This is a genomic window from Lysobacter sp. A289 (assembly GCF_054072675.1).
Window position 1 is genome coordinate 1,103,707 of sequence record NZ_JBSVRN010000001.1, and the last position, 22,830, is coordinate 1,126,536.

Sequence of the window (22,830 nt, forward strand, 5' to 3'; positions counted from 1 at the left end):
CCAGGGGAAAGCGGCGCGCCCTGGCACGTGTGCGTAAGGTGGATCTGGCATTGTATGTACTGACACCACTTCGTCGGTGTCGGAAGGGGAGCTGCTAATGGGTGACCACAAGCGATTGTTCGCGCCGACCTGGCGTATTGCATGCAGGCGGTATTTGCCCGCGCTGGCCATATTGGTGCTGTGGGTGAGTATTGCCGAACCAGCGCTGGCTTTAGACGAGGATCCGGTCGGAATATCGAGCCCCATTGCCGAGGATGTCCTGATTGAGCAACTGCAAAGTCGCGGCTTGGTTCCGCCTTCCGGCAGTGACCTGACACTCGAGGATTACATCTACCGCGGCGCCGGCCAATCCCGGTTCGACGGCACGGTCGGCGTGTGGCTCGGTTCTGACGGGAACATGATTCCGAGCCGCGAGTGGCAAGACCGACATGAGGATCACTGCAAGAACCGTGCGCGCTCCCCGCGTGAGGCTGCCCAGTTACTGTCGTTCGAGATGATGCGGGTCAGGGAGAAAGCGGACGGCAAAGACCGGTCCCAGTACTGGGTATATGGCCAGCTGATCGACACGGCAACAAACCTCATCCAAAAGAAGCACGAAGGGGAAACCAGCGTCATGCAGGCGGACAACACCAGCGCCGGCGTGATGAACAATCCCGATCGGGACGGCTTGCCTCCGGCGATGGATGCTGCCTGGGATGGCCTCAATTTGAATATCGGCGCTCCGGTCGGCCCCTGCGGCGACATACGCGTTGAGCATGTATCAGGCAATGCCGTAGGCGACGAGGTCGAGTTTCTGGCGGGCTACACGGATACTCATGCCCCCAGCCTGACGTACGCATGGGATTTCGGTGATGGAACGACATCCGAAGACGCCGGCAGGCGCCCTCGACATGTGTACGCCAAAAAGGGCACGTATACGGTAACGGTTCGCGTGGAAGGCAAGGTGGACGGCAAGCAGGTGGAGCCGGGTATCGGTTCCGTGAGTGTCGTGATTGACGACAACCAGCTGAAGCTGGTGTTCTCCTCGCGTATCGAGCAGAACTTCCCCAATGGCCGTTTCCTGCAGGAGTTCCAGTCGACGGTACCGCTGGCGATGGGTGCCAATTCGGTTTTTGAGGGACAGGCGGCGCTACGCAGTGTCCAGATGGACAACTCCTATCAAGACCAGATGATGGCCTCGACGGGCTGCACGCTCTCGCCCCGTAAAGGCGTGCTCAAGGTGAGTGCGACGTTGCCGCAGTCGTTGAAGCAAAGCGCCGATGGAATCAAGGTGTCGATGACGGTACCGATGGATCCGGCTCGGTCCATGTTCGAGGCGGTTCCGGGGGTTGACGTCACGTGCCCGCCTCCTGCGGGCGGGCTGGGAATGGCGGTGCTAAAGGGTATGGGTGCCCATTGGTGGATGAGTTTCCAGATGCTGCATATCGATGATCTGCAGGCGCAAAGCGAGTTTGGCTTTGCCGACTGGCAGCCTTCGAACGATCCGGGAGTCATCGCACGCAAGACCTACCGCCGTGAAAAGCGGATTGATGGGGATCAGACCCTGCGTGAGGTCACCACGATGGAGATCCGCGGCAGCGCTACTTCGGCGACACCCTAACCTCCACTTCGGCTTGCAACCGGTCGATTCGCAGCTCGCTTCCCTGCCACGTGCGCGGCTCGCCATCGACGCGTGCATTGCCGCCGGTCATCGGCTTCGGCAGCTGCAGCACTACGCCGCCGGGTGGCAGCCGGATGCCGGGGTGCAGCTTGAGCCGGACCGTGTCGCCATCGCGACGCAAGGTGTAGCCCAGCTCGCCATACGGCGTGCGCAGGCCGTCAATGGTGATCCCCTGCCCGTCCAGCCAACTGGCCGGGATACCGGCGGCGATCACCAGCGATTGGTCGATCTCGCGGCTGTAGGCAAACAGATCCAGCGCGGAACGCACGTAGTCCGATGCCACCCAGGCGTGCGGCAGGTCACCGAGGAAAAACGGCTTGCGCGGCGTACGCGAGACCACCTCGGCCCACTGGTTCCAGCCTGGCGGCTGCTGGTCGGCGAAGAAGAACGCGAGCGCTTCATGGGCACGCTCGCGCCAGCCCAGGCGGACGAAGGTACCGACGGTCCGCAGCTCATACGGGGTGTAATCCTTCCAGTCCCGGGAGCCGTCACGACGACCCACAAACTCGCGCCAGTAACGCTCGAAGGTGTTCTGCAATAGATCTGTTGGCAGCCGGCCCTGCTCTCCACCCGGCGCCAGCGCGATGGTGGTCGAGGTCGCGTCGAAATCGCCGAGCTCGGCCGCGCCGGGGATGTAGTCGATACGGTGTTGGTCGGTCGCCGCCTCGATGGAAGCGTACAGGTCGGCGCGAAACTGGTCGCGCGAGGCCACGAACCGCTCGGCATCGGCATCACGGCCCAGCCATTGCGCGATCAGCACCGCGTCCTTGTAGCCGCGCAGCGTCCAGAAGTTGTCCCAGTACGAGTGCATCGGCTTGGCCGAGTAGCCCTCGTGACTGATCGAGGCCGGCATCATGCCGTAGAACGCCGGGTTGATGGCACGGTTGGCCGCGGTGCGCTCGCTCAGGCGCAACTGGTCCATGTAGGCCACCGCGGCCGCCACGTGGGGCCACAGGTCTTCGAGCAATTGCCGGTCGCGGCGATGGCGGTAGACCTCGGCGATGGTGAATATCAGCTCGCCGTGGCTGTCGTTCTCCGGCACCGGATCGCTGCCGCGGTCGTCGACGCAACACGGGACTTTGCCGCTATCGAACTGATACGGCGCGTACCAGCGCACGAATGCTTCGGCGACATCCCCGCGGCCCAGCCGCAACAGGCCTTCGGAGATCATCGCGCCATCGCGGATCCAGGTTCGGGCATAGGAGCGGGTGCCCGGTTGCAGCCGCGGGCCATTGCGGCTGATCAGCATGTGGGCCAATCCGGTGCGCAGGGTATCGACCACGTGCTGGCCGGCGGCAGGCACCTCCAGGGCCACCCGGTCCAGCTTGTCGTGCCAGCCGATGGCCGCGCGGGCTTGCCGGGCCGCCGCATCGCCGGCCAGCACGCCGTCGACCACAAGATCGCCGGTCAGTGGTGCGCGCCAATCGAAGCTGCGGCTCTCGCCCGCTGCCAGCCGGATCCGGTACAGCATCGCGCCCGACGCCAGGCCGGTGGGGTCGTGCTCGACCCGGGCACGGATGCCGGTCTTGGCGGAATCGTCGCGCAGCTCCGGATCGGCCTGGAATCCGGCAGCGACCCTTGCCGCGAGTCGCTCGACGACCGGGCCGGCATCGAAGGTGGAGGCGATGGTGGCATCGGGTACCTGTGACGGGGCAATCTTGCGTTCGCCATTGACGCTCCAGGCGCCCGCCTGCGCCGACAACGGGCCTCCCGAAGCGTCGAATGCCAGACGGTTGATCGGGCTGACGCCGCCGGGCGTGCTCAGGAACTGGGACGGCGGATTGACCTGCAGCGGTCGCACCGCCAACACCAGGGTGTAGTCGCGGGATTGCCCACTGGTATTGGTAAGCACGTAACGGGAACTCAGCTGCGATTGCCCAGGCTGGCCTTCGGCGAAGGCGGTGATCGCCAGATCGAACTGCGGATGACGCCAGCCGACGCTCGGGATCGGCAGATAGCCATCGAGCAGCGACTGACTGGCCTCCACGTCCGCCCAGCTGACCAGCTCGCCATTGCTGATCACGAACGGTTCAATGCGCAAGCCGCCGCGCGCCACTTCCACCGCGCCATCCTCACCGATCAAGCCCTGCTCGGCGCCGCCGTCGGTTCCGACCACGGTCCAGTACGGTTGCACGCCAACGAAGCCACGCGGGTAATGTCCACGTGGCGCGGTCGCGGCGATGGCGCGGATGAAGTCGTTCGGGGTCGACGCAAACCCGAGTGGTTCGATGGTGATTCCGGCCAGCGCGAACGCCGCGCCCGTGCCGCCCATCGGTCGCAAACGCAGGTAGCGCGCCTCGGACTCCGGCAAGGCGATCCAGTCCTGGCCTCCGTTGCCGTCGGTCACCCGGCGGACGTCGCGCCACTGCCGGCGGTCGCTGGACAAGGCGATGGCGTAATCGCGGGCATGCCGGTCACCCCATTGCAGGCTCAATCCGCCGAACTCGCGGATGCGGCCCAGATCCAGCACCAGCCCGGCGCCATCCTGGAAACGAGCCCGCCAAACGGTTTCGGGGTCATCGTCGGCGACGGCGTTCATGGCAACGGCATCGACCAGAGCCCCACCCTCGCCCACGAGCTTGCCTACCTCGATGCTTGCCGTAGCGGTCAGCGGTGAGCCATCGTCCGGCGTCCGCTCCCGGAACACCAGGCTATCGAAACAAACGGATCCGGCGCCGCCGGCGCTGCTATAGACCGTGAACTCGATGCTGGCGCTGCGGTGCAATGCCGGATCGGGGGACGGCCCCCACGCCCGACTGATGTGGCGCTTCTTGTAGACCACCGGTGTCCACTGCGCCGGCAGCTCGACCTTGGGCCGGTTGACCCACCACACGTTGTCGCCGCTGGCATCCACCAGCTTGAACTGAAGGTCATTGACCGGTGCATCGCCGCGCAACTGGAACGAGAACTGATAATCCGCGGGGTACTCCATCGGCAGCTCACGTTGCAGCCCGACGTAACCGGAGACGCCATGGAAATCGTAGTCCAGGCACAGTGCGCGACCCTGGACGCCATCGACTTCGCGCAAACTGCCAGCGACCTGGTCGGAGGTGACGACGCTCCAGTCGGCGGCATGGTCGAAGCCATCCAGCGTGCGCAGCTGGCCGTGGGCAAGCACTGGCACCGACTGCACCGATACAAGCAACAGGCCGAACGCAAGCAAGACCCGACGGCGAGTCTTCCCGCCGATGAATTCCGCATCCACACGACTGGACACATACATTGATCGTGCCTCCTGGGGATTGGTTGTTGGGGCTTGGTTGCTGGCGCTCAGCCCTTGATGCTGCCCACCAGCAAGCCCTGCATGTAATAGCGCTGCAGCACCAGGAACAACACCAGTACCGGCAGCACGGTGACCACTGAACCGGCCATCATCAGTTCGTTGTCCTGCACGTGCTCGCGCGACAACGACGCCAGCGCCACCGGCAGCGTGTACAGGTCGGCATCGCTGAGCACGATCAGTGGCCACATGAAGTCGTTCCAGGCGGCCAGGAAGCTGAAAATGGCGAGCGTCACCAGGATCGGCTTGAGCGCCGGCAGCACGATCTGGAAGAAGATCCGGAACTCGCCAGCGCCATCGATCCGCGCGGCCTCCAGAAGTTCATCCGGGATCGAGCGCGCGTACTGGCGCACCAGGAAGATGCCGAAAATACCCGCCATCCCGGGCACGATCGCGGCGGCATAGGTATTCACCAGCCCGACCTGCTTGAGCATCAGGAACAGCGGCATCATCGCCACCTGCGCCGGGATCACCAGCGCCGCCAGCAGCACCCGGAACACCGGCTCGCGGCCGGCAAAACGCAGCTTCGCGAATGCATAACCAGCCAGGGTGTTGAGCAGCACGGCGATCAGTGTGGTCAGCGTCGCCACCAGGAAACTGTTGAACAGGTAGCGCCCCATCCCGGCCTTGGCGAACAGCTCGTGATAGTTGCCCCACGTCGCCGCAGACGGCAACAACGGCGGTGGAAAGCTGCTGGCCTCCCCGGGCTGCATGAATGACACCGACGCCATCCACAGCAACGGCGCCAGGCTCAACACCCCCAATGCCAGCATCAGGCCATTGACGATGCCCTGGGCGATGCGCGGGCTCATGCGCCCTCCCCGGCCCGCATCATTCGGCTCCCTTGCGTCGCGCGAACCACAGCAGCGCGCTGGTGATGGTGGTCATCAGCACGAACAACAGGAACGCGACCGCCGATGCGTTGCCCAGGTTCCACCACTTGAAGCCCTCCTCGTACATCAGGTACAGCACGCTGACGGTGCTCTGCAGCGGCCCGCCCTGGGTCATCACGTAGGGCTCGGCGAACAGCTGGAAGTAGCCGGCCAGGGTCAGGATGGTGACCAGCAACATCACCGGCCCCAGCATCGGCAGGGTGATGTGCCAGAACTGTCGCCAGCGCGAGGCACCATCGATACGCGCGGCTTCGTACAGATCCTCCGGAACCGCCTGCAGGCCGGCGATGAAGATGATCATGTTGTAGCCGAAGTTCTTCCATACCGCGAACGCGATGATTGTCGGCATCGCCCAGTGCGGGTCGCCGAGCCAGTCGACCGGGTTGATGCCGAGCCCCGACAGCGCCCAGTTCACCACTCCGTAGCGGGTATGGAACAGATACCGCCAGATCACCGCCACCGCCACCACGGTGGTCACCACCGGCGCGAAATACGCCGTGCGGAACAGCGGCTTCAGCAGCCCGAGCTTCGAGTGCAGCAGCAACGCGGCGCCCAGCGACACCGCGATCGACAGCGGCACGCCGACCACCACGAAGTACAGGGTATTGCCCAGGGCCTTCCAGAACAGCGGCGTTTGCAGCAGGTCGATGTAGTTGCCCAGGCCCACGAAACGCAGGTTGCCGATGTCGGCCAGGGCGTAGATGTCGAAGTCGGTCAGGCTCAGCGCGAATGCGGCGAATACCGGCAGGCCGAAAAACAGGCCGATCACGATGAGTGCGGGCGCGGCGAAGATCCAGCCGGCGGTTGATGGCTTCATGGCGCAACCTGCCCCGGGTCGCTGTCGTTGTCGCGATCACTTTCGCGGTCCAGCATCCAGCGGCGCTTCTCCAGTATCGCGTCGGTGCGACGGTCAAGCTCCGTGGCGGCTTCATCCACGCTCAGCCGGCCGGCGACCATGCGTTCGCTGACCACCAGCATCTCGTTGGCGATGCGCTCCCATTCGGGCACCTTCGGCGTGGGTTTGGCGCGTTCCAGCTGGTCGCGGAAGGCACGCGCGTAGACATCCTCGACCAGCGCATCGCTTTGCCATGCACTGCGTCGCGGTGGCAGGTCACCGGTGCGGGCATGGAAACGGGCCTGGATCTCCGGGCGCGACAGGAAACTGATCCACTCCCATGCCGCGTCCTTGTGCGGGGAGTCGCTGAAGATCACGAAGCTGGCCCCGCCGGCCACCGATGCACCCGGCCCGTCGGGGCCGGGCAGCGGCATCGTCATCCACGCCTCCGCCAGCTCGGCCGGCAGACGCTTGCGGAACTCGGCGATATTCCAGGGCCCGTTGATGTAGAAGGAGAAAAAGCCACGCCCGAACTCATCCCAGACGTTGGAAATCTGCGTGTTCGCGACCTGCGGCGCCCAGCCCTTGTCGAACATCTCCTTGTAGAACGCCAGCGCACGCTTGAACCCGGGGCTGCGGAAGTTGCCGTAGCGGCCACCGTCACGCAGCAGCGGCTCGGGCTGTTGCATGGCCAGGTTGAGCAGCGGCTCGGACTCGTTCAGTGGCAGCAGGATCGCGTACCGGTCGGGGCCGACCATCTGCTTGATCGCGGCCATCGCGGTGCGCCATTCGTCCCAGCTGGCGGGCGGCTGGTCGATCCCGGCCTGGCGCAGCAGGTCGCGCCGGTAGAACGGCAGGCGGGTCTCCACGTACCACGGGACCGCATAGGTATGGCCGTCCACCACGCCGCTATCCCAGCCGCCGGGAAAGTAATCCTGCGGGTCGAGCTGTGGGGCTGCCGCGATGTGCGGCTCCAACGCCGTCAACGCTCCCAGCAGCGCGAACTCGGGAATCCAGGTGTTGCCAATCGCGCCTACATCCGGCAAGGAATCACCCGCGTAGGCGGTCAACAGCTTCTCGTGGGCAGCGGTCACGGGCAGTTGCTGCAACGCAATGCGGATGTGCGGGTGTTCGCGCTCGAACTGGGGCACCAGCTCGGCAACGGCTTCGCCTTCGTACCCCATCGCCCAGAACTCGACCACGGTACGGCCATCGTCCTGGCGCGAGCAGGCTGACAGCAACAACAGGGCCAGAGCCAGCGAGAGAATGCCAACGGCGCAGGCCGTATCCGATATCCACCGCTTCATGCTCACCCTGGCTTCTTCATGCCGCTCACGGCACCGGCAACGGCACCGGGGCGGGTTCGGCAGGCGGACGCCGCGAACGTGCCTCGGCCTGCCCCATCGCACGGGCGGCGGCGGCCTCCGGGTCAGCTGGCGCCGGGGCATCCGCAGGATTCCTGCCTTGCCCCTGCGCCTGTCCTTCCTCCGGCTCTGGCTCCGGTGCCAGCCACCCACCAGTAAACCCGGCGCGCTCCAGGCCGGCGCGGATGTACTTGTTGCGTTTCATGACATCCCAGACGAAATCATTGCGGTAGTTCGCGATCATGGTCAGGATCGGCCCCTGGTCGATCCCGATGTAGTCGCTGGAAACCCAGCCTTTCCCCGGCACGATGCGCCCATTCTTCAGCGGGATCTCATAGTTGAAGCTGGGATTGAACGCATCCAGGAACCCATAGCTCGAGTACAGGAAATCGCCGTAGCGCTTGTGCATCTCCACCGTTGCCGGGATCACGATCTCGGGCGCGAACGGCAGCGACGCGATCGCCGCCGTCGGCGCGATCGTGCCGTCGTCGAAGTTGATGCTCAACCCCGCGCCACGGGCGGTGTAATGGTGGAACTGGCGCTGCTCACCGGCATACTCCTGCAAGGTGTTTTGCGGACCGTCACTGGCGGTCAGGCCCCAGACATTCTCGCCATACCCTTTCCAGCCCATCGGGTTGGCAATGGCATAAGCACGGTGGGCGTAGGCGGCGCGGCGGCTGTTCTCGAAATAGTCGATCCCGCGCTCACGCATGTACTCGTCCCGGATGCCGCGAAAGTCGATCCAGACGTGGCTGAACTGATGGCCGAACAACGGCCCGAATGACAGGTATTCCTCGCCCTGATAAACCCCCCAGACCTCGTTGTAGGTCCGCGTCCAGACCGTCCATGCCTCCGGCTCCACCGGGTGGGTGGGCGAGCCCAGCGCCAGCACATACAACAGCATCGCCTCGTCGTAGCCCTTCCAGTCGTACTCGATGAAGCCGCTCTCGGGATACCAGCCCATTGATATCAACGGCGGATTGCGCTGCAGCCAGGTCCATTCGACGCGGCGGTACAGCTCATCGGCGATCTCGCGGATCTCCACCGCCCGCGGATCGTCGCCCTGGTAGTACGACTGTGCAAACAGCACGCCCATCATCAGCAGGCCGGTATCGACGCTGGACAGCTCGACCCAGCTGGAATAGCGCTCACCGCTGTCGATATCCAGAAAGTGATAGAAAAAACCGTGCCATGCGCCGTTGCCCGTCGCCTCCTTTCCGCTGGGAATGTCGCGCAGGAACTTCAGCGTGGTGAGGGTACGGTCGAGTGCCTGGGTACGGCTGATCCAGCCGTTCTCGATTCCGATCGGGTAGGCGGTCAGTGCAAACCCGATGGCGGCAACACTGGAAAACGGGCGCGACGGGTAGCGGTCCGGGGTCAGACCGTTGCGCTCATTGGTGGTGTCCCAGAAAAACTGGAACGTACGCCGCTCGATATCGTCGAACAGCTCGGGCAGCACCGGCTTTTCCGGCACCGCCTCCACCACCGGCTCGGCCGGCGGCGTGACCTGTACCTGTTGTGCCTGCTGGATCTGCTCCTGGCGCGCCTCGACCGAGGTCTTCGGCGGCTCGGCTGGTTTGCACGCAAACAGCAGCAACGAACACAGCAACGCTGCAACCAGCCGGCCCGCGCCGCCACGGCGTGACTCAATGGCTCCCGGCGGCGAAACGGGCGATACCGTCATGCGTTACCAGTCCAGGCCAAACGACAGCTTGAAGGTGCGCGTGGGCAACAGGATGCCGTCACCGTTGCGATCCCCGAATGCCATGTTGGGGTCGTTGGGCCCACCGCGCCAATTGTCGTAATCGGTCCAGTTGCGCCAGTTGAAGGCGTTGATCAGGTCGGCGCGTGCCCACAAGCGCAGTTCGCTGCCGGTATCCCATTCCTTCTGCAACGCCAGGTCGAACTGCTTGAACCCGATCGACTCATCAGGGATGAAGGGATCGAAATAGCAATTGTCGAAGGTCGCCGCCGCGTAGCAGTTGGTGGCATCGCGAGCGACCGGACTGGCCAGACTCAGCTTCGCCGATACGGTGATCCCCCACGGCGCATCGTAGATGCCGGTGGTCACCAGGCGATGCTTGGCGATCCCCACCGAGCGCAGGAACGGCTGCCCCGCCAGGTCGCCGTAGTCGAACAGATAATGCTCGTCGGCATTGGCCGCGTTGAGGCGGTTCTCCTTGGCGTCACTGTAGGTATAGGCGATGGTCACCCCCCAGCCCGAGTCCTGGGTGTAGGGCTTGTTCATCGATACCAGTAGGCTGTTGAGCTTGGTCTCGATGCCATTGCGGGCAATCAGCAGGGTGCCGTAACCCGGGATCGGGTGGCCCCACGGCTGGCTTCCCCAGGTGGCGTCGGGCTTGGCCGGGTCGCGGAAGTCGCCGTTCGGATACCGGTTGCCCAGCGCAAAGTAGATGCCATCGTAGCTGCGGATATGGGCCACGGTGACCGAACTGTCCCAGTCCTGGCCGCCCAGGGTGATCATGTTGCGCATGCCCAGGCTGTACTGATCCGAATAGGGCGTCTTCAGGTCGTTGTCGATCAGGTTGATTTCCACCCCCTGGTTGGGATTTCCCGCCACCAGTTGGGCCAGCCGATCCGGATCCAGGTACGCCGCGTCCCATGCCAGGCAGTTGTCGACGCCAACCACGCAGGGGTGTTGCGCGGTGTCGAACCGGTACTGGTAGCTGGGGAAGGTGTGCTTGGCCTGCTCCAGCGCCAGGTAATCAAACAGGTTGCGGTCGTAGGAGCGGCCGGCTCCGCCGAAGATCACGTGGCGGCTGTCGGCGTTGAGGTCGTAGGAAAAACCCAGCCGTGGCTGCCAGGCATTCTTGAATGCTTCGCGGTTGCTGCCGGTGGCGATGAAATTCTCGATGTCGTAATCCGCGCCGTCGAGGTTCGCCCAGTCGCGCAGCGCCGCGGCGATGCCCGGATCGGTCTGGTAATCCAGGAACCCCGGCGTCTGCTCGTAATCCCAGCGCAGGCCGAGGTTCAGGATCAGATGCTCGTTGACCTCCCAATCGTCCTGCACGTAGATGCCGAATTGCTTGTTGCGGGAGCTGATCGCGCGGTCGCCGGTAACAGTGCTGGCATTGAAGTTGACCTGGTACGGCAGCATCGGGTCGCCGGCGATGTCGTAACGGAACTGCGGGTTGTACGGCTGTTGCTCGAAGGAGCTGACCTCGACGCTCTTGAACTTGATGCCGGCCTTGACCGTGTGGCCGGCCCAGCCCAGGAACGTGAAATCGTTCTGCAGCCCGTACCCTTCCTGGCCCTTGTCCTGGTAGTCGGCGCCACCGCCGGAGGCCAGCACCAACCGCTCCTGTGGATTGCCGGCGTCGTCCAGTGGCCAGGTGTAGAGCAGGTAGCCTGGCGCGATCACGTTCGAGCGCGGGCTCCAGTAGCTCTCCTCATAGGTGAGATGGACGTCATTGAGCCAGTTCTCGGCGTTGAACTGGTGGCGCAGGTCGATCCGCGTCTCCTCGTTGTTGTCGGTCTTGGCGCGGCTGGCGGTATTGACCCCGCTATCGAGCAGCAGGCCCTCCTCCACCCGATGCTTGGCGGTCAACTCGACCAGTTGGCTGTCACTGGCCTGCCAGCTCAGTTTCCCGAAGTACAGGTCCTCGTTGAAGGTGGCCTGGTTGTTGCCAATCAGCGGGCGCAGGTGCGCGGGCAACTGGTCCACGGTGAAGTTCTCGCCGATGCGCACTTCACGTGGCTGGGAGTAATCCTTGGCCTCGTAGGTGACAAAGAAATGCAGCTTGTCCTGGATGATGGGGCCGCCCAGGGCAAATCCGTATTGCTCCTCGCTCGAGGGCACCTTCTCACCGGTCTGGCTCTCGCGCACGGTCGGCGCCCGCCATTGGTCCGACGTGCGATCCCAGAAGAAACTGCCGTCGAACTGGTTGCCGCCGGACTTGGTGACCGCCGTCACCGCGGCGCTGCTGATCTGGTCGTACTCGGCCTTGTAGTTGGAGGTGATGACCTTGTACTCGCCGATCGCCAACTGCGGGAACGGGTTGCCCCGGCTGCTGTCCTGTCCACTGATGCCGCCCTTGAGCACGTAGTTCTTCTGGCCGACCCCATCGATGAACACGTTGATGCCATTGGAGGACTGGGCCCCGCTGCGCAGGCTGGTGTAACCACTCTCCCCGGAGCCCGTGAACTGCATGCCCGGAACCGTGTCGGCGAAGGCCAGGAAGTTGCGCGATACCTGCGGCAACGCCTCGATCTGCTTCTGACTGACGTAGGTCGCCACCTCCGAGGTCTTGGTCTCCACCAGCGCGTGCGCCGTGACCTGCACCGCCGCCATTTCGGTCGCCTCGCCCGACGGGCCGGTCTCGGCCAGCCCACCCGCCGCCAGATCCAGTGTTGCCGTCTGGCCGACCCTCACGGTCACCACCTGGGAATTGCTGCGGTCACCGGCGGTGACTTCGACCCGGTAGTTTCCTGGTGGTAGTCCTGCCAGCGAATAGCGCCCGTCGGCAGAAGACTGGACGCTGCGGGTCAGTCCGCTGGCCAGGTTGGTCGCCGTCACCTGGGCATTGTCGGCCGGAGCCGCATCCAGGGTGACCTGGCCACGGATCGTGGCGGCGGTGCTCTGCGCAAGTACGGTGGGGGCGACGAACGCGAGACAACTGGCCAATGCACAGGCGAGTAGCCTCGGGGTCGGACGGCGGAGACGACGCGGACACGGCTTCATTAGCAGTTCCTCGATCCAGCGTTCAATCGACTCTAACCGTTTTACACCAAATGGTTTCGCCAGATGCGGGGCAATACCGATTCCATGGGCGCGCCCGCGGTCATGGCAGTACCGGGTTGAACGGTCGCACCTCGGTGCGCACGTAGACCTTCGCGCCCACGTAGGGATCGGCCTGCGCCCAGTCACGGGCGGCCTCGAGGGATTCGAATTCGGCCACCACCACACTGCCGCTGAAGCCTGCCGGGCCGGGGTCTTGTGCATCGATCGCCGGACACGGACCGGCCAGCAACAATCGGCCTGCGTCACGCAGCGCAGTCAGCCTGGCGAGGTGTTCTGCCCGCGCCTTCTTTCGTCGCGCCAGCACATCGTCACCGTCATACCCCTCGATCACGTACCACATGGCCTGTATTCCTCCTGGATGTCGCTGAATTGTAGGTCACACTGTCGCAAAAGCCGCTGGACAGCGGTTTCCCCAGCCCGTACCCTACGATCAACCTGAGGCCACTGAGCCGTTTGCCGAAGACGTCCGCGCGCCCAGCGTGGCACTTGTCTTCCACGGCCCACGTTCAACGCCACAGCGCGACACTCCAAGCCCGGGATTTCCGAAACCGTTTGCTGCCACGCTGCCACGTGGTGCGTATACCGGGGTCGCTGGAACGATTTCCCCGGCCGTGTTCCGTTCTTCCGATATTGCAGCGCCACGACCCAGAGGGGGTCGGCCCCGCATGACAAACGATCCCGCGCCCGACGCGAGCATGCAAAATTTGACGCTGGTCCAGGATGGGGACGCCTCACGGTTGGTACCACCGCGCCAGCAGGAAATGCCGCTGGCAATGGTGCATGGCCAGCCGGTGCTGCAGATTCCGCAGGATCTGTACATTCCTCCGGACGCGCTGGAAGTCATCCTCGATGCGTTTGAAGGCCCGCTGGACCTGTTGCTGTACCTGATCCGCCGGCAGAATCTTGAGATCCTCGACATCCCGGTGGCCGAGATCACCCGCCAGTACGTCGACTACATCCAGGCCATGCATCATTTGCGCTTCGAGCTGGCCGCCGAATACCTGGTGATGGCCGCGATCCTGGCCGAGATCAAGTCGCGGATGTTGCTGCCGCGCGCCGTGGCCGAGGAAGACGCGGAAGACGACCCCCGCGCCGAACTGGTACGCCGGCTGCAGGAGTACGAACGCTTCAAGAAGGCGGCCGAAGACATCGATGCCCTGCCCCGTCAGGATCGCGATACCGCACCGGCAAACGCGTACGTGCCGGATCGGGCCTCGATCAAGTTGCCGCCGGAGGTCGACCTGCGCGAGATGTTGTTGGCCCTGCACGACGTGTTCAAGCGCGCCGAGCTGTACACCGAACATGCCATCAAGCGCGATGCGCTGAGCGTGCGCCAGCGGATGGCGGAGCTTCTGGCGCGACTGGAAGATGGCGCATTTCACCGTTTCGAGAGCTTGTTTGAAGTGCACGAAGGCCGGCTCGGCGTGGTGGTCACGTTTCTCGGCCTGCTCACCCTGGCCAAGGAACAGTTGGTCGACATCGTCCAGGAAGCCGCATTGGCGCCCATTTATGTCAAGTCACTGGCGCTTGGTACCGACCCGTCGGAGATCCAGCTCAGCGACGAGTTCGACCAGGCGGCCAACGACGACGCCACACCCTGAGCGGCATCGCCCGCGCACGGCCCCAAAGCTGTTTTTCACCACAGAATCATCGCCATAGAATCATCCATGGATCAAATCCTGATTACCCGAATCGTCGAGGCTGCATTGCTCGCCGCCAGCCAGCCGCTGACGGTGGCCCAGCTCAGCGAGTTGTTTGCCGCAGATCTCGCCACCGGTGAGCCGTCCCCGACTGGCAGCGTCGCCCAGGCACTGGAAACACTGCAGGTCGACTGCGCCGATCGGGGCGTCGAACTGGTGGAGCTGGCGTCGGGATTCCGCTACCAGGTCAAGGCCGACGTCCACCCCTGGGTCGCGCGCCTGTGGACCGAGCGCCAGACCCGCTACACCCGCGCCACGCTGGAAACGTTGGCGTTGATCGCCTACCGGCAACCGGTCACCCGCGGGGAGATCGAGCAGGTGCGCGGCGTGGCGGTCAGCAGCAACATCATCCGGGCGCTGGAAGAACGCGAATGGATCCGCGTCGTAGGCCATCGGGATGTCCCCGGTCGACCGGCCTTGTTTGGCACCACCCGGGGCTTCCTGGACTACTTCGGACTCAAGCGGCTGGACGAGTTGCCGCCGCTGTCGGAGCTGAAGGAAATCGGCGAGCTGGAGCCACAACTGCGCTTCAACGACAAGGACGCGCCCGACCCACCACAGACAATCGACGCCGGAAGCATCGGTGTCGATGCAGACGAACCCACCACCGCCAACCCGGACATCTACGCGATGCCGGGAACCGCACCACTCGAAGAAGACGACGCCTCGCTGGTCTCGTCGGAGCAACAGAAATGACTGAAGAAACCCGCGGCAAGCTTTCCCTCAAACACGGCAACGACGCCGGTGACAACCCCGCTGTGCGCATGCAGGAACGCCTGCACAAAGTGCTCGCGCAGGCCGGCCTCGGCTCGCGCCGGGCACTGGAGCAACGCATCGCCGATGGCCTGGTCAAGGTCAATGGCGAGGTTGCCCTGGTCGGTGTATCCATCGGCAGTGGCGACAAGGTCGAGATCGACGGCCGCCACTTCATCGCCAGCGCGCTGACCGAAGCGTCCCGGGTGCTGATGTACAACAAGCCCGAAGGCGAGGTCACCACGCGCGAGGACCCCGAAGGCCGCCCGACCATCTTCGACGCGCTGCCCGCGCTGAAGGGCGCGCGCTGGATCGCGATCGGCCGGCTGGACATCAACACCACCGGCCTGCTCATGTTGACCACCGATGGTGAGCTGGCCAATACCCTGATGCACCCCTCCTACGAGGTGTCACGCGAGTACGTCTGCCGGGTGCGCGCGCCCGAAGGCCAGGACCATGTGGAAGATGCCATTGCCGATCGCCTCAAACGCGGCGTCGCACTGGAGGACGGCCCGGCGAAGTTCGATGACGTCGAGCGCATCGGCGGTGCGGACTCGCACGACTGGTTCCGGGTCGTGGTGAAGGAAGGACGCAACCGCGAAGTGCGTCGCCTGTGGGAATCACAGGGCTGCCAGGTCAGCCGCCTGAAGCGGATCAAATACGGCTCGGTCGACCTGCCCCGCGAATTGCTGCGCGGCCAGTCGCAGGAGCTGACCACCGAGCGGGTCGAGAGCCTGCGCAAGGGTTTGGGACTGGAAGACGGCGCACCGTCCGCGCTGACCCTGCAGCCGGTGATTGGCCAACGCAAGGCGGCCCGCTCGACCATCAACCTCACTGGCAGGGCACAGAGTCCCGGCTACGTCGGAGGCCATGTCACTTCGGCCGACGAGGGCCGCGAGTTGCGCCGTTTCGACAATGTTCGCGAGGACCGTGGTCGCGGCCGTGGCGCGCCCAAGCGGCATGGCGGATTGACCGTCAGCGGTGAAGCCGCCGCCAAGCAGTCGCAAAAGCCGTTCAAGCAGCGCGCCCCGAAGGGCCAGAAGCCATTACCGGACGGCAACCCCGCCGCATTCCGCAGCTGGTACGTGCCTGACGGCGTGAATACCGGCCCCACCGGTCACCGCAACGCGGATGATCGAGGCGCGAAGCCCTATGGCAAGCCGGGCGGCGGTCGCGGACGTCCCGGCGGCCCCGGCGCTGGCCGTCCGGGCGGTGGCCAGGGGCGCAGCGAGCGTGGCCCGGCCAGCACGCCCAGCTTTCCGTCCGACCATGCCAATCCGGGCGGGTTCAATCCTTACGGCGACAAGTCACGCAGCACGCGCGCTCCCGGCGGTCGACCGGGCAACAAACCCGGTGGCAATCGTTCCGGCGGCCCGGGCGGTCCAGGCGGTCCTCGTCAGGGCGGTCCGCGCAGTGGTGGACGCCCAGGTAGCGGCGGACGCGGGGGTTCGCGCGGCGCCTGATACGCAGTAGTCCCTGATCGAATGCCGCATGGCGGCATTCGATCAACGAGAGATAACGGCGGGATCAGCGTGGAATCGCCAGGTGGCGTGCTTCCAGCGGATTCCCCGCGCCGCGCGGGATGGTCTCGATCACGGCGTCTGCCGGCATCGGCGCTCCTGCTTGCAGGTGCGCCCAGGTCCGATCCAGCGCCTCATGGACGTACGGAAGCAACGGCAGGTACTGCGCGCCGTAGACCGGCAGGCCGAGGAATCCATCGAAATGCTGTGCGTTGCGCACCTGCCAGTAGTGCACGTCGCGGCCAGCAGCCTGCGCAGCGGCGACATACGGCGCGCTGCTGAACGCCGGTGGGATCAGGCCGTCGTCGAGCCCGTGGATCACCATGATCGGCAGGTCAGCGCGCGGCAGGCTGGCGCGCACGGCAGCGATGCCATCGCGTATGCGTTCGGCGTCCGCTCCTTCGCCGTCCCACAACCCGCGCAGGCATTGCAGTTGGGCCAACGGGGCGTCGGGATCGAGCGCCGGCGCGATGATGGCGACACCGGCTCCGGGCGGGATACCACCACCATCCGCCGACCAGGCGGCGCGTTCGACAGCCGTCGCGGGGCGTGGCGTGCCTGCCTGGGCCTGCGCGGCAAACGAATATCCACACGGATGCTCGGCCACGCCGTAGTGACCATAGGTGGAGGCGTAGGTCACCGCCACCGAGCGCCACAAATCGAACGCCACGCTGATTGAGCCGGCCCGCAATGCCGCGTCGGTCCAGCCATTCGCGTGCAGGATGTCGTACGCAGACTTCTGCTGCTCTTCGATGGTCGCGCCCGTCACCAGACCGGCTTCGGCCAACGCCGCGCACTGGGCCGCGGCCGTCGGCATCGGCGGGATGCCCAGCGCTGGCAACGCACAGGGCATCAGCAACGCCGCCTCGGTGGTGTAGTCATACAACGGGCGCGCACCTGCCACTTGCACGTTCGGCTCACCGGCCACCACCGCATCCAGCCAGTCACCGTCAAGCTCGGCCGCGCGCAACACCGCGCCGCCGCCATTGGACAGTCCGACCGCGATCACCGTGGTGTTGTCGAACTGGAACGCGGGCGAGTCCGGGAATGCCCGGTCCAGCGCCAGCAGGGCGAACTCGGCAGCCTGCTTTACGTGCCGGCCCCAATCCGCCTCGGGGTTGTCACGCGAGTGCGCATGCTTGACCGCGACGCCGTGGCCCGTCGCCGGTTCCGGCACGAAGGCCAAGCCCTCGTCCGGGCTACCCATGGTTCCGTCGAGACGGACCCCCAACCCTGCATCCAGGTCAAAGTAATCGTTGCCGGCACCCTTGTCGGTATAGGCAACCGCGCAACCTTTCGGCAACGCCCACGGCCCCGCAACCGCGATCGCGCCCAGCACGCCGCGCGACCCCGACGCCGGCGCCACCACGATGCAGCGGGTCTCATGGTCGAAGTTGTCGGGTACCTGCACCAGCACGCGATGCGGCTGGCTCGCGTCAGTGATCCGTGCGAATGCCTGGTACTCGCGACCCGGTACCGACGCGACGCTGCCGTAAAGCTCGCCATAGCCCCCGCCCGGTGCCAGGTCGGCGATGCCACGCCAATTGCTCCACATCGCACGACGGCGCACTTCCTCGACCGTCGGCGCAGCCGGGTCGGCGAATGCCGGCGGGGTCATCGCGCGCAAGCCGTCCAGCCCAAGTCCTGCGGTCAGCAGATCATCATCGGGGCCACGATGCTCGCTGACCCGTATCGGTCCGAATGCCGTCGCGTCGGACTGGTTGGCGGAACTGACGTCGACAGGCGTGCTCCCGGTGTGATGGGCAGGTGTCGCGCAACCGGCCAACACGGCCAAGGCGGCAACCACGGATAACTCAAGCATGGAAAGGTTCATTTGCCGACCTTAGCAAGACCGGTGCTCGCCGCCATCGTACTTTCGTACCGTCCGCAATTCCCGGCCGCTTGCTAGGCTGAGCTACTACCTGTCCGACAAATCGTCCGATGCCCACCTTGCTCATTGCCGACGACCACCCCCTGTTCCGGGCCGCCTTGCGCGGCGCTGCGGTGGATGCGGTCGAGGATATCTCGGTACACGAAGCCGAATCGCTGGATGGCGTGCTGGCCGTGCTGGAAGCGCAATCCGATGTCGACCTGGTCCTGCTCGACCTGCATATGCCCGGCAACCACGGGTTGGCCGGCCTTGCCGCGATTCGTGCGCAGTACCCGGGTGTCGCCGTCGTGGTGGTGTCGGCCAACGACGATCCACGGGTGGTGCGTCGCGCGCTCGACCATGGTGCCGCGGGCTACCTGCCCAAGAGTTCCGGGCTGGACGAACTGCGCGACGCGATCCGCGCCGTGCTCGGCTGTGAGCAGTGGCTGCCGCCATCATTGCGGGCCGCTGTCTCACGGACGCAAAGCTCCCGGGATGACGCCGACCTCGCCGCGCGGCTGGCGAGCCTGTCGCCGCAGCAGTTCCGGGTGCTGACCCTGGTCGCCCAGGGCTTGCTGAACAAGCAGATCGCCGATCGCCTGGACATACAGGAACGCACGGTAAAGGCGCATCTGTCGGCCATTTTCGAACGCCTCGGGGTACGCAACCGGACCCAGGCCGGCGTGGTGCTGCGCGAGCTCGAGCTGACCGATCCGTCGCGCCGAATCGCGGACTGACGCCCGAAGGAAGTCCCCTTGGGGGACGTCGCTCCTAGATCCTGGCAGCGGGGCGTATCTCGGAGGCGGCAATCAGGCGGTCGAGGACGGACTTCAGTGCCAGCGGCTTGAGTGGCTTGGCCAGCAACGAATATCCCGCTTCCAGCACTGCCCGGCGCACGGCGTGGGTACCATCGGCGCTGAGCAACAGGGTCGGACGCGAACCATGCCGTTCACCGAGGTAGGCAGCCAGCGCGATACCGGTATCGCCGTGGTCCAGGTGATAGTCGAACAACCACAGCGACGCGGGAGCCTCCACCACTTGCCGCTCCGCACTCTCGCGATCCACCGCCGCCGCCACCTCGCAGCCCCAGCCGCGCAACACCCCGGCAAGTGCATCCAGCGCCTGGGGGTCGTTGTCGACCAGCAACACCCGCAGGCTGGCGAGACTGCGCACGGCACGGGGCGCGACCACCGCAGCCGGCGTCGGGGCCTGCACCACCCGCATCGCGAACACCGTGCCCCGGCCCACCGTACTGCGCAACGTCAACGGAGCATGCAGCAACTGTGCGATTCGATCGGCGATCGACAACCCCAGGCCGAGGCCCTGCCCCGGGGCGTTCTCGCCACGCCGGAACTCCTCGAAGATCGCATCCTGCAGCGCCGGGTCGATACCGGACCCGGTGTCATGCACCTCGATCCGCAGGCCGCCGTGGTCGCGGCGAACCCCGAACAGGATGCCGCCGACGTCGGTATAGCGAACCGCATTGGCAAGGAAATTCTGCAGCGCACGTCGCAGCAATTGTGGGTCACTGTGGACCCAGGCACTGGTGCGCACGAAACGGAACCGCAGTCCCCGCGCCGCGGCAATCGCGCTGAACTCCGAGGCCAGCGGTTCGAGCACCTCGGCCAACGGGAAATCCCGTAGCTCGGGCACCAGCCCACCCGCCTCCAGCCGCGACATGTCGAGCAGCCCGGTCAGCAGGTCACTGGTGGAATCCAGCGCACCGCCGATCTGCGCCAGCACGTCGCGCTGGGTTTGCCCCGCAAGTTGGGTGGTCAGCGCGTCGGTGAACAGCTGCGCGGCGTGCAGGGGCTGCATCAGGTCGTGGCCGATCGCGGCGAGGAAGCGGCTCTTGGCATCGTTGGCGCGCTCGGCCTCGCGGGTGGCTACCTGGAGGTCGGCGGTTCGCTCGGCCACGCGCTGCTCCAGGGTTTCGTTGGCTTGCAACAGCCCCGTCTCGGCATGGCGAAAATCAGTGACATCGGTGAAGGTCGCGACGAATCCGCCGCCGGGCATCGGGTTGCCGCGGATCTCGATGATGTTGCCGTCTGGCAGTACGCGTTCGCTCAGGTGTGGGGTACGGGCGCGCATGAACGCCAGGCGTCGTTCAAGCGCCCGCTCGAGGTCGCCCTTGGGAGGCAGTTTCCCCAGCGCCCAACGCGACAGGTCAGCGATTGGCCGGCCCACCTGCAGCAGCTCGGCGGGATACTGGAACAGCTCGGCGTAGCGCCGGTTCCATGCCACCAGACGCAACTGCGCGTCGACCACGCTGATGCCCTGGCTCATATTCTGCAAAGCGGCTTCCAGGACCCGCTGGTTGAAGCGCAGGTCGGCCGAAGCCTCGCCGACGATCGCGGCGACGGTATCCAGGCCGCGGCCGCCCTCACTGCGGGCTGCATCCAGCAACACCCGCGCCGATGCCGAACCCAACACCGCCGCCAGCTCACGTTCGATCCCGGCCTCGATCGGCACTGGCACCGCGCCAACCGCCGGCACGCCATGCAACAACTGCAGCACCCTTTCCCGTGGCAGGAACCGCAGGCTCGCATCCCGGAGCGTCTTCGCATCCAGTCCACGATAGCTTTGACGCGGTGTATCGCGTCGCCAGATCCAGCCCAACACCGTGGCGATCGTTCCCAGGAACAGGCTCGCCCCCACAGCTCGTCCGAGCCGGCTCCAGCCGGTCAATCCAAACAGCCCATCGGGCGACAACAGGGCCACGCCGAAAGGTCCGGACTCGATCCACGCCGGTGGCCTGCCGCCCAGCTCGAACATCGTCGGCAACAGCAGTACCCAGGCCCACGCCGCAAACCCGACCGAGATGCCGATCACGGCGGCGCGCGGCGGCGTCTGCGGTCGCCACACCGCGAACGCCAACGCCGGCGCCAGCGTCGCCAGCGCCGAGAACGACACCGCACCGACGTCCGCCAACGCTTCGCTGCCACCGACCAGGCGGCTGTACCCCCACGCCAGCAGCATGATCACCATGATGCCGCCGCGACGCAGCAGCAACACGCTGCCGCGCAGGTCGCTGCCGTCGTTGCGCGACCACGCTCCACGCAACAATCCCGGCGCGAACCAGTGGTTGCCAATCATCAGGCCCAGGGTCAGCGTGCTGACCACGACCATCCCCGTGGCGGCGCTCAGTCCGCCCAGGAATGCGAACAGCGCCAGCCCTTCGTGGCCCTGCGACAACGGCAACGCGAGCACGTACATGTCCGATGGCACGCTATCGCCCAGCAGCGCCGCACCGGCGGTCGCCAATGGCAGTACCGGCAGAGCGATCAACACCAGGTACAAGGGGAACTGCCAGCGCGCGGTGCGCACGTCGTCCTCGTCGCGGCATTCGACCACGCCGATATGGAACTGGTGCGGCAGGATGAACATCGCCAATGCACCCAGCAGTACCAGCGGCACGAAGCCGCCGGATGGCTCGGCCGGGGTCGCCGCAGGTAGCTGACCCTGCAATTGCTCCAGGCCCGCCGCGGATCCGATATCCAGGCCGAACCAGACGAATACCCCAATGGCCAGCATCGCGGCCAGCTTGAACAACGACTCGAACGCGATCGCCAGCACCAGCCCGCGATTGTGCTCGGTCGCGCTCGCGCGCCGGGTGCCAAACAGCATCGCGAACACCGCCATCGCCAGGGCGACGTACAACGCGCTGTCCTGCCAGGCCGCCGCAGTACTGCCGGCATCGCTGGTGGTCAGCAAGGCGAAACTCATCGCCACCGCCTTCAACTGCAGCGCGATGTAGGGAATCAGGCCCAGCGCGGCCACCAGGGTGACCGTCGCCGCCAGCCACGCATCCTTGCCCAGTCGGGTGGCGATCAGGTCGGCGATCGAGGTGGCGTTGGTCTCACGCGCCAGCCGCACCAGCTTGATCATGAAGCCGACCGCCAGCGCGTACAGCACGATCGCGCCCAGGAACGTCGGTGGCAGCGGCCAACCGTAGCGCGCGGCCTGGGTAACGGTGCCGTAGAACGTCCACGAGGTGCAGTGCACCGCCAGCGACAACGCGTAGATATGCCGCCAGTGCCGCGCGAACGCGGCCGGACGACGCTCGCCGTACAGCGCGGCGCCGAACATCAATGCAAGCCAGGCCAGGCTTGCCAGGGCGACGGTGGTCAGACTCAGCATACGGCGAGGATACCCAAAAACAAAACAGCGACGACGGGCCGAAGCCCGCCGCC

General features: G+C 65.5%; 13 protein-coding genes and 1 pseudogene. 5 read left to right on the forward strand and 9 right to left on the reverse strand.

Annotated elements, in window-relative coordinates:
- Positions 1-97: 97 nt before the first annotated feature.
- On the forward strand, positions 98-1,600 hold the full coding sequence (locus tag ACW5DN_RS05020) for a PKD domain-containing protein (RefSeq protein WP_456961649.1): 1,503 nt from the start codon (positions 98-100) through the stop codon (positions 1,598-1,600).
- Here the strand turns inward: ACW5DN_RS05020 and ACW5DN_RS05025 are convergent.
- From ACW5DN_RS05025 to ACW5DN_RS05055, 7 genes are all read right to left on the reverse strand, one after another.
- The gene (locus tag ACW5DN_RS05025) at positions 1,581-4,793 is read right to left on the reverse strand and encodes a discoidin domain-containing protein (protein WP_456962962.1); all 3,213 of its coding nucleotides are present in this window, start codon (positions 4,791-4,793) and stop codon (positions 1,581-1,583) included. The two genes, ACW5DN_RS05020 and ACW5DN_RS05025, sit on opposite strands and share 20 nt — an antisense overlap.
- Before the next feature lie 137 nt (positions 4,794-4,930).
- On the reverse strand, positions 4,931-5,752 hold the full coding sequence (locus ACW5DN_RS05030) for a carbohydrate ABC transporter permease (RefSeq protein WP_456961650.1): 822 nt from the start codon (positions 5,750-5,752) through the stop codon (positions 4,931-4,933).
- A 19-nt stretch (positions 5,753-5,771) separates the two neighbouring features.
- Positions 5,772-6,650 carry a carbohydrate ABC transporter permease gene (locus tag ACW5DN_RS05035; protein WP_456961651.1) on the reverse strand — a complete coding sequence of 293 codons (879 nt, stop codon included), beginning with the start codon at positions 6,648-6,650 and terminating at the stop codon, positions 5,772-5,774.
- Entirely contained in the window at positions 6,647-7,975 is a 1,329-nt protein-coding gene (locus tag ACW5DN_RS05040) for a sugar ABC transporter substrate-binding protein (RefSeq protein ID WP_456961652.1), read from the reverse strand. The genes ACW5DN_RS05035 and ACW5DN_RS05040 overlap by 4 nt, the downstream gene beginning before the upstream one ends.
- 25 nt (positions 7,976-8,000) lie before the next feature.
- On the reverse strand, positions 8,001-9,716 hold the full coding sequence (locus tag ACW5DN_RS05045; protein WP_456961653.1) for a glucoamylase family protein: 1,716 nt from the start codon (positions 9,714-9,716) through the stop codon (positions 8,001-8,003).
- A gap of 3 nt (positions 9,717-9,719) precedes the next feature.
- On the reverse strand, positions 9,720-12,734 hold the full coding sequence (locus ACW5DN_RS05050; protein WP_456961654.1) for a TonB-dependent receptor domain-containing protein: 3,015 nt from the start codon (positions 12,732-12,734) through the stop codon (positions 9,720-9,722).
- Between the two features lie 100 nt (positions 12,735-12,834).
- Positions 12,835-13,134 (reverse strand): YciI family protein, encoded by a 300-nt coding sequence (locus ACW5DN_RS05055; protein ID WP_456961655.1) that lies wholly within the window; start codon positions 13,132-13,134, stop codon positions 12,835-12,837.
- Positions 13,135-13,489: 355 nt separating this feature from the next.
- Between ACW5DN_RS05055 and ACW5DN_RS05060 the strand changes: the two genes are divergently transcribed.
- The 3 genes and pseudogenes from ACW5DN_RS05060 (at position 13,490) to ACW5DN_RS05070 (ending at position 16,710) form a co-directional block, all read left to right on the forward strand.
- Complete coding sequence (locus ACW5DN_RS05060) at positions 13,490-14,395, forward strand: segregation and condensation protein A (protein WP_456962963.1); 906 nt, start codon at positions 13,490-13,492, stop codon at positions 14,393-14,395.
- 66 nt (positions 14,396-14,461) lie between these two features.
- Positions 14,462-15,032, forward strand: a pseudogene (scpB, locus tag ACW5DN_RS05065) (SMC-Scp complex subunit ScpB); the annotation flags it as partial.
- Positions 15,033-15,186: 154 nt separating this feature from the next.
- Complete coding sequence (locus tag ACW5DN_RS05070; RefSeq protein ID WP_456961656.1) at positions 15,187-16,710, forward strand: pseudouridine synthase; 1,524 nt, start codon at positions 15,187-15,189, stop codon at positions 16,708-16,710.
- 64 nt (positions 16,711-16,774) lie between these two features.
- Here ACW5DN_RS05070 and ACW5DN_RS05075 read toward each other — a convergent pair whose 3' ends face one another.
- Positions 16,775-18,589, reverse strand: a complete 1,815-nt coding sequence (locus ACW5DN_RS05075) for a 3-hydroxybutyrate oligomer hydrolase family protein (protein ID WP_456961657.1) — start codon at positions 18,587-18,589, stop codon at positions 16,775-16,777.
- 119 nt (positions 18,590-18,708) lie between these two features.
- Here ACW5DN_RS05075 and ACW5DN_RS05080 point away from each other — a divergent pair, with 119 nt between their 5' ends.
- Entirely contained in the window at positions 18,709-19,374 is a 666-nt protein-coding gene (locus ACW5DN_RS05080) for a response regulator transcription factor (RefSeq protein ID WP_456961658.1), read from the forward strand.
- 34 nt (positions 19,375-19,408) lie between these two features.
- On the opposite strand, the gene ACW5DN_RS05085 is transcribed toward ACW5DN_RS05080, so the two are convergent.
- Positions 19,409-22,777, reverse strand: a complete 3,369-nt coding sequence (locus tag ACW5DN_RS05085) for a hybrid sensor histidine kinase/response regulator (protein ID WP_456961659.1) — start codon at positions 22,775-22,777, stop codon at positions 19,409-19,411.
- Between the last annotated feature and the right edge of the window lie 53 nt (positions 22,778-22,830).

Coding starts and splice junctions, on each gene's coding strand:
- ACW5DN_RS05020 (WP_456961649.1), top strand. CDS start 98: ATGGGTGACCACAAGCGATTGTTCGCGCCGACCTGGCGTATTGCATGC.
- ACW5DN_RS05030 (WP_456961650.1), bottom strand. CDS start 5,752: ATGAGCCCGCGCATCGCCCAGGGCATCGTCAATGGCCTGATGCTGGCA.
- ACW5DN_RS05035 (WP_456961651.1), bottom strand. CDS start 6,650: ATGAAGCCATCAACCGCCGGCTGGATCTTCGCCGCGCCCGCACTCATC.
- ACW5DN_RS05040 (WP_456961652.1), bottom strand. CDS start 7,975: ATGAAGCGGTGGATATCGGATACGGCCTGCGCCGTTGGCATTCTCTCG.
- ACW5DN_RS05045 (WP_456961653.1), bottom strand. CDS start 9,716: ATGACGGTATCGCCCGTTTCGCCGCCGGGAGCCATTGAGTCACGCCGT.
- ACW5DN_RS05050 (WP_456961654.1), bottom strand. CDS start 12,734: ATGAAGCCGTGTCCGCGTCGTCTCCGCCGTCCGACCCCGAGGCTACTC.
- ACW5DN_RS05055 (WP_456961655.1), bottom strand. CDS start 13,134: ATGTGGTACGTGATCGAGGGGTATGACGGTGACGATGTGCTGGCGCGA.
- ACW5DN_RS05060 (WP_456962963.1), top strand. CDS start 13,490: ATGCAAAATTTGACGCTGGTCCAGGATGGGGACGCCTCACGGTTGGTA.
- ACW5DN_RS05070 (WP_456961656.1), top strand. CDS start 15,187: ATGACTGAAGAAACCCGCGGCAAGCTTTCCCTCAAACACGGCAACGAC.
- ACW5DN_RS05075 (WP_456961657.1), bottom strand. CDS start 18,589: ATGCTTGAGTTATCCGTGGTTGCCGCCTTGGCCGTGTTGGCCGGTTGC.
- ACW5DN_RS05080 (WP_456961658.1), top strand. CDS start 18,709: ATGCCCACCTTGCTCATTGCCGACGACCACCCCCTGTTCCGGGCCGCC.
- ACW5DN_RS05085 (WP_456961659.1), bottom strand. CDS start 22,777: ATGCTGAGTCTGACCACCGTCGCCCTGGCAAGCCTGGCCTGGCTTGCA.